The organism is Pseudoalteromonas sp. GutCa3 (assembly GCF_002836155.1).
Classification (GTDB): domain Bacteria; phylum Pseudomonadota; class Gammaproteobacteria; order Enterobacterales; family Alteromonadaceae; genus Pseudoalteromonas; species Pseudoalteromonas arctica.
The window spans coordinates 229,831-236,503 of the sequence record NZ_PJBK01000022.1; the positions used below are offsets into that span (position 1 = coordinate 229,831).

The following is a 6,673-nucleotide window of genomic DNA, read 5'->3' on the forward strand; positions in this document are numbered from 1 at the left end:
TTTTATCCTTGAGTTGAGTAACTCTATCAATTAGTTATGTAATGCAGGGAGTATAAAAGCTAAACCCGCCCGATATTAATGGCGGCATAGTATCTTTTTTTAAATTTATAGGTAAGTGTTTGCGACCAAAAATAGCGCAATTAAAAGTATATTAAACAGGGCAGGTAAATAAAGTAAGAGGTAAAGTTAGCAAACAGGCGTTTGCTAACTTTAATCAGTTGGTTAAAAGGCCTTAGTGGGCACTTTTATTAACTAAGCCATCAAGCGAGTAGAGGCCTCGTTTTTCATCATTTTTGCGTTTAATTTCTTCAAGTGCACGCGATTCTACAGCGTCAAATAAAGCATTAATTAAGCGGTTAAAATGTTTGTGCATTGCGGTGCGCGCTGCATTTGCATCATGCGACTTTAGGGCTGTATAAATAGCGGTGTGTTCGTCCATAACGCACTCGTTATTGTTTTTACACACACTGCCATAGTCAGCAACAATTTGTGGGTTTGTTAAACGTAAATCCCACAAGTTAGACACTGCAAATTCAAGTGCTTTATTGCGCGTTGCTCTAGCTATGATTTCGTGGAACTCACGGTCGGCTTGCTCAACATAAAGGCCTTTTTCCATGGCAATTAATGTTTTATTTAGTTGCTCTAGTTCTTCTTCTGTAATGCTTTGAGCAGCTAAAGCGGCAATTTCGCCTTCAATTAATGCGCGAGCTTGAGTAAGTTCAAATGCACTGATCTCTTTTGATTTTATAGATGCATTTTTTTGTTCTACTACGTAAACACCAGAGCCGGTTTTAACTTCAACTCGGCCACGTACTTCTAATGCGATAATAGCTTCTCTAATGGTAGGGCGACTTACATCAAACATTTCTGCAAGTTCACGTTCAGGTGGTAAACGACTCCCAGCAGAAAATTCGCCTTGATTTATTAAAGACTCAATTTTATCAACTATGCGCCAAAATAAGCGACGATTACCCATACTTTACCTTCATTACCTTAAGGAATAATGGCCTCTGGGGCCTAAAAGTCAAAACCAACTGTTAATACCAGAGGTTACCTCAAAATTCACTATTATGTCAAAATTCTAACGCGATGTTATGGTTAAAAACCACTATACACCAATGGTTGTATTCTTGTATTACCAATTTAGTTTAAAATAATGCAATTGGCTAGCTTGATTGGTAATGTTTTTATGTGTTAGGTTAGTTTTAAGGTTATTGAATAATAAATATTGGTAATAAACCGAATTTGGGTTGTTAGTGTTAAGTTTGCTGTAGAAGTATTTGATTGCCCATGGATGGGGATCGCTATTTTTAAATGTGTTTGTAAAGTGTGTTTTGTAAAATGTGTAGTTATACGAGAGCTATTTAAGCTTTCTTCTGGGCGTTAACTGTCGTTGGTTAACGCCCATATTTTATTTAGTTAGTCGTTAGGGTACACAACCCCAAGCTGTTTGCGCGCTTCATCAAGTACGCTCATTACGTTACTGGCTAAAATATGTGTATTAACGGGTGACTCAAGAATATTTTGCTTCACTAATGCCATAAAATGTTCAACTTCGTATTTCATAAAGTGCTCATCAAACGGCTGGGATATAACCTCTACCTCACCATTATTAGCAATAAACTCCACCTTTTTGAGTTGCGATACGGCTTCTATACGTATGCGTCCAAGTTCGCCTTGTATTTCGGTTATGTTGTCGCCTTGCGATATTTTAGAGTAGCTAATAACGGCTTGTTTATCAGCGTAGTTTAGTAATACATCCCCCGCACCATCAACACCTGTATCAAGTAATACGCCGCTTGCGTGTACACTGTTTGGTGCGCCCCACAATGCAATCAATAAATACAGTGGGTAAATCCCTAAATCAACCAAAGCACCGTTAGCAAACTCGGGTAAAAATGTATTTGGGCGTTCGCCATTTTTATACTTATCGTAACGCGATGAATATTGACTGTACTGGCCAATATATTTACGTGGAGTGCCAATTTTTACCATTGCCTGTTGCAGCCGTGCAAAGTTAGGCAAGTGAGTGGTCATCATGGCTTCCATGTAAAGGCGCTGATGCTTTTTTGCTGTAGCTATAATGCTTGCAAGCTCTTTAGAATTAGCAGCTGATGGTTTTTCGCCAAGGACATGTTTACCTGCTTCTAGGCACATAACGGCATATTGCTTATGTAAGCTGTTAGGGGCGGCTATGTAGACAGCATCGACATTTTGATCTTGGCATACTTGCTCGATTGAGGTGAAAATTTTTGCTTGTGCATTTTGTGGGTGTTTGGCTAAAAATGCTTCGCCGCTTGATACTGCGCGCGAGCACACACCATATAAATTAAAATCGTTTAACGTATTTGCAGCGGCTAACAGTGTGTCGCTAATAAAATTGGTGCCAACAATAACAAAGTTCATGCTCACTCCTTAGCTTAAATAAAAATAATAATAAGAGTGTTTAGTTTAACATTTTTTTAGTCCTATATGCTCGAGGAGAACATCCAAACCAGCGTTTAACATTAACACTTAGTGTTGCTTGCTCCTGATACCCTAAAAGCTCAGATATGGTTGATATTGTAAATTGGTTTTGCGCTAAATAGTGTGCAGCTAAAGCGCGACGAGTGGCATCTTTAAGTTTTACAAAGCTCGTATTATGTTTGATAAGTTCTCGATGCAGAGTACGCGGGTGCATACCCAGCGCAGCTGAAATAGTTTGGTTACTACATTGATAAATAGGAAGCATAGGCCTAATTAGTGCACTAACTTGGTTGGGTAATGGTTGTGTGTGTTCTTTGTTTTTTGCCAAGAAGCTTAGCGCTGCTTGTACTTTATTTAGTTCAGGGTGATCAAGCTCAAGAGTTAAATCACTTTTTGAGATTACAATACCAGCGCTGTTGCGATGCTCTATAACGTTACAACCAAAGTAAGTGTTATAGGCACGAGTATTAGTACTTAATTTTTTTGGCAAAAATATATTAATTGGTTTGCAGCGGTTATTACTCAGCTTTTTAATAACAGCCAATGCTAAACCAATGGTTAGCTCAATCACTTGGTTAATGTTCGGTAATGGTTTTAAATTAATTTCGAATGATAAAAACAAGCTTTTATCATTCTCTAAAGGGTGCGAGTTTAAGCTAAGTGCAGGGCTGTGCAAGTGAAGGTATTTAATAACCCAATTAAGTGCATCACCTAAATTAGTACTACTTTTAGCTGCTATTGCAATATGTCCTAAAATATCAAAATTTTGTCTACTTGCGAGCTTAAGGCCAAAACTAGAACAATTGAACTTACAAGCACAGTATTCTAATAGCTCAGCGTAATCTCGATAAGGTAAATATTGGTTATCGAGATTTTTAAAGTCAACGTTATTAATATTACAGTTTCGCATTATTTCATGCGGATCGCCGCCAAATTCGCTAATTAGGGTGTCTATACCTTGTAATGACGTGGCTCTGATTAGGCTGCTCATGGTTAACCTCAAATAAATGATGTCTAAAAATATCAAGTTTTGTTGAATTTTTCTATGCACTATTACTGTTAAAGCCGTTTAAAACTTTTATTAAGGTACACCATGAACAATACAACATTTGATTACATTGTGATTGGCGCAGGTAGTGGCGGCTGCGTTATGGCATCGCGATTGTCTGAGGATAAAAATGTAAGTGTGTGCTTAATTGAAGCTGGCGGCAGTGATAAAAGTGCATTTGTGCAAATGCCAGCAGGCATAGCAGCGAGTGTGCCTTATGGCATAAATAGCTGGCATTACAATACGGTGCCACAAAAAGAGCTTAATAACCGGTGTGGTTTTGTGCCGCGTGGCAAAGTATTGGGTGGGTCAAGCTCGACAAATGCAATGGTTTACATAAGAGGTAATAAGTACGATTACGACCAATGGGCGGCTAATGGCAATACGGGATGGGATTTTGAGAGTTTACTCCCGTACTTTATTAAAGCTGAGAACAATAAAGCGTTTACAAATAATGAGCTGCACGGGACAAAAGGTCCGCTACATATACAAGAGCTAAATAACCCAAGCGATGTAAACCAGTATTTTTTAAATGCATGTGTTGAGCAGGGCGTTAACTTAAGCGACGATATAAATGGTAAAGAGCAAAGCGGCGCACGTCTATCGCAGGTAACCCAGCACAATGGCGAGCGTTGTAGTGCTGCAAAAGCATATTTAACACCGCATTTAAACCGCCCAAATTTAACGGTATTAACCCATAGCCACGTTAATAAAATAAATATAACCAATAAGATAGCGCAAGGCGTGCAAATAGAGCGTAATAAAGAGGTTATTAATTTACGTGCTAAAAAAGAGGTAATACTTAGTGCTGGCGCTATTAATTCGCCTCAAATATTAATGCTTTCAGGTATTGGCCCAAAAGAGCATTTAAGTGCACATAACATTAAGGTTCAGCACGTACTTGAAGGTGTTGGCGCTAATTTACAGGATCACTTAACAGTAGTGCCACTTTATAAATCAAAAACAAATAAAGGCACATTTGGTATAAGCCCGCTAGGCATTGCCAGCATTATAAAAGGCTGTGTTAACTGGTTTAGTAAACGACAAGGGCGATTAACCAGTAACTTTGCAGAGTCGCACGCGTTTATTAAATTATTTGAAGGCTCGCCAGCGCCCGATGTGCAGCTAGAATTTGTAATTGGGCTGGTGGACGATCATAGTCGTAAATTACACACTGGGCATGGTTACAGTATACACAGCAGTATTATGCGCCCCAAAAGCCGAGGTACTATTACATTAGCTGATAACAATCCGCGTAGTGCACCGCTTATCGACCCTAATTATTTAAGCCATCCAGATGATTTAACTGTAATGCTTGCAGGCCTTAAAAAAACACTCGCTATTATGCAAAGCAACGCTTTTGATAACATACGCGGTAAAATGGTTTACCCGCTTGATATAAATAATGATGATCAGCTAATTGAGTTTATACGCCAAACTGCAGATACCGAATATCACCCAGTCGGGACATGTAAAATGGGGCAGGATCCAATGGCAGTGGTGGATACTAATTTACGAGTACACGGGGTAAGCAACTTACGCGTAGTTGATGCGTCGATTATGCCCACCATTATTACCGGCAACACAAATGCGCCGGTAATTGCGATTGCTGAAAAAGCGGCTGATTTAATTAAACACGCAAAGGTGTAATTAAATAAACTGTAGTAGGGCTATTAATTAGCTATAAAACTCATTTAGCCATTGTTGCCAATCGCTTTCAAGATGTAGCATTTGCTGATGCTTTTTAGCGTTTAGATGCTTGGCTTCGTCCTCGCTTGCCACATAAGGCCCAACGCGGCATAGGGGGCAATGGTTAGATGTTAAGTATGCAGGCTTTGTAAGGCGTGAGCTTAATTCGCTAGTATGTTTATCGATACTTTTTGGGCTGAAAACGTAAGTTATACCGCTGGTGTCTTTAACGTGTTTATCGCGGTCAACATTACGAATTTTATAACCTTCAAAATGGCTAATATCAAATGGGATTTGGCCTAAATAATCAGCGTTTAAACCGTTATTTAAACTCCCTTCTATATTCCATTCTCGATAAGGTTTTACATCCTTTGAAGTGATGTAACACAGCATTGGCCCATTTTTATCAAGCGCGTATTCGTTAGCGTATTTAATAAATTGATGCAGTAAAGCGCGGTTTAATACGTTCATACTGGTTTGGCGCGTGTTGTTTTCAAATGCTTCACGGCCAACAAACGCAGGTATAAGCGGAAACTGAAAAATAACCACATCAAAGCTGTGCTGGTTTTTACTTAGAGCTTGCCAACACGCGGGATTTGTTACATCAAAACTATTAAGTACCTCAACGTTATGCGCTTTTAGATTGCCAAGTGCATTGTGCTGATACTTTTGCTCAATAGTCGTTTGGTCATCGTAAGTGGATGCAACCAAAGCTTTTGGCGATAGATGAGTGTAAATAGCGTTCGAAAAAGATAAATCGCCATCGCCTACGGTGAGTATTCGCCATTGAGGATTTAAATACATATTTTATTTAGCGTTTATGTTTGTAGCAGTATTATTTATATCGCTATTTGTTTGTGAGTCTTTTGCTAGTAAACGATGAAACGCAAGTCTGGTTTTTAACCCTTCAATTGCGATTTGTTTAATAATAAGATTAAAGGTAATTAAAATGGCAAAGGCAATATGAATAGGGCCGTGAGTAAATCCTGCATCTGTATCGTAGAGTGTTAAACCGAATAGCAAAAATAAGACGACTAAGAAAATTTCGAGTAATTGACTTGAATAAAAGCTTAAACGACCTTCGCTTTTATGATCTTTTTTAATGCGAATAGCACAAAAAAATGGGATCACTTTGATTTTAAATGCAGCGTTTTTTTCTACGTAGTTTTCGCCAAGTTCGTCGAGTTGTTGGCGTAGTTGGTCAATCATGGTGTGTCCTCAAATAGCAGTGCGCGGATATTACCTTATTACCACGCAATATTTAAGTTTACAGCCACTATTTAACCTGAACTCTGGTTAATAGATTTGCTAACGCATTGAATTATGGTGATATTTAAGTTTATTTTCTCTAGCCAGAGATTTTCTGTGAGAACAAGGCGAATTTACGCGTCAATAGCGGGCCTATTGCAAGTAAATTCAACGCAGTTAGCGCTGAAAATAGCTGCTTGAGATAGATTTATTATCCAGAGC

6 protein-coding genes are annotated in these 6,673 nt (G+C 38.7%); 1 reads left to right on the forward strand and 5 read right to left on the reverse strand.

Going from position 1 to position 6,673, the window contains the following annotated elements; all coding sequences use genetic code 11:
- Positions 1 to 232: 232 nt before the first annotated feature.
- The 3 genes from CXF64_RS04475 to CXF64_RS04485 all read right to left on the reverse strand — a co-directional run bounded on the left by CXF64_RS04475 (position 233) and on the right by CXF64_RS04485 (position 3,457).
- Positions 233 to 976, reverse strand: coding sequence for a FadR/GntR family transcriptional regulator (locus CXF64_RS04475; protein WP_024591884.1), 744 nt, complete (start codon positions 974 to 976; stop codon positions 233 to 235).
- Between the two features lie 443 nt (positions 977 to 1,419).
- Positions 1,420 to 2,406 (reverse strand): Gfo/Idh/MocA family protein, encoded by a 987-nt coding sequence (locus tag CXF64_RS04480; RefSeq protein ID WP_024593076.1) that lies wholly within the window; start codon positions 2,404 to 2,406, stop codon positions 1,420 to 1,422.
- Between the two features lie 40 nt (positions 2,407 to 2,446).
- Positions 2,447 to 3,457, reverse strand: coding sequence for an AraC family transcriptional regulator (locus CXF64_RS04485; protein ID WP_101216423.1), 1,011 nt, complete (start codon positions 3,455 to 3,457; stop codon positions 2,447 to 2,449).
- Positions 3,458 to 3,559: 102 nt separating this feature from the next.
- Between CXF64_RS04485 and CXF64_RS04490 the strand changes: the two genes are divergently transcribed.
- Positions 3,560 to 5,164 carry a GMC family oxidoreductase gene (locus CXF64_RS04490; RefSeq protein ID WP_101216424.1) on the forward strand — a complete coding sequence of 535 codons (1,605 nt, stop codon included), beginning with the start codon at positions 3,560 to 3,562 and terminating at the stop codon, positions 5,162 to 5,164.
- A gap of 27 nt (positions 5,165 to 5,191) precedes the next feature.
- On the opposite strand, the gene CXF64_RS04495 is transcribed toward CXF64_RS04490, so the two are convergent.
- Both CXF64_RS04495 and CXF64_RS04500 read right to left on the reverse strand, forming a co-directional pair.
- A complete protein-coding gene (locus CXF64_RS04495) occupies positions 5,192 to 6,007 on the reverse strand; it encodes a class I SAM-dependent methyltransferase (RefSeq protein WP_101216425.1) in 816 nt (271 codons plus the stop codon).
- 3 nt (positions 6,008 to 6,010) lie between these two features.
- A complete protein-coding gene (locus CXF64_RS04500) occupies positions 6,011 to 6,412 on the reverse strand; it encodes a hypothetical protein (protein WP_002960599.1) in 402 nt (133 codons plus the stop codon).
- Positions 6,413 to 6,673 lie beyond the last annotated feature (261 nt).

Excerpts from the sequence above, each read along its gene's own strand:
- CXF64_RS04485 (WP_101216423.1), bottom strand. The coding sequence starts at position 3,457 with ATGAGCAGCCTAATCAGAGCCACGTCATTACAAGGTATAGACACCCTA.
- CXF64_RS04495 (WP_101216425.1), bottom strand. The coding sequence starts at position 6,007 with ATGTATTTAAATCCTCAATGGCGAATACTCACCGTAGGCGATGGCGAT.
- CXF64_RS04500 (WP_002960599.1), bottom strand. The coding sequence starts at position 6,412 with ATGATTGACCAACTACGCCAACAACTCGACGAACTTGGCGAAAACTAC.
- CXF64_RS04480 (WP_024593076.1), bottom strand. The coding sequence starts at position 2,406 with ATGAACTTTGTTATTGTTGGCACCAATTTTATTAGCGACACACTGTTA.
- CXF64_RS04475 (WP_024591884.1), bottom strand. The coding sequence starts at position 976 with ATGGGTAATCGTCGCTTATTTTGGCGCATAGTTGATAAAATTGAGTCT.
- CXF64_RS04490 (WP_101216424.1), top strand. The coding sequence starts at position 3,560 with ATGAACAATACAACATTTGATTACATTGTGATTGGCGCAGGTAGTGGC.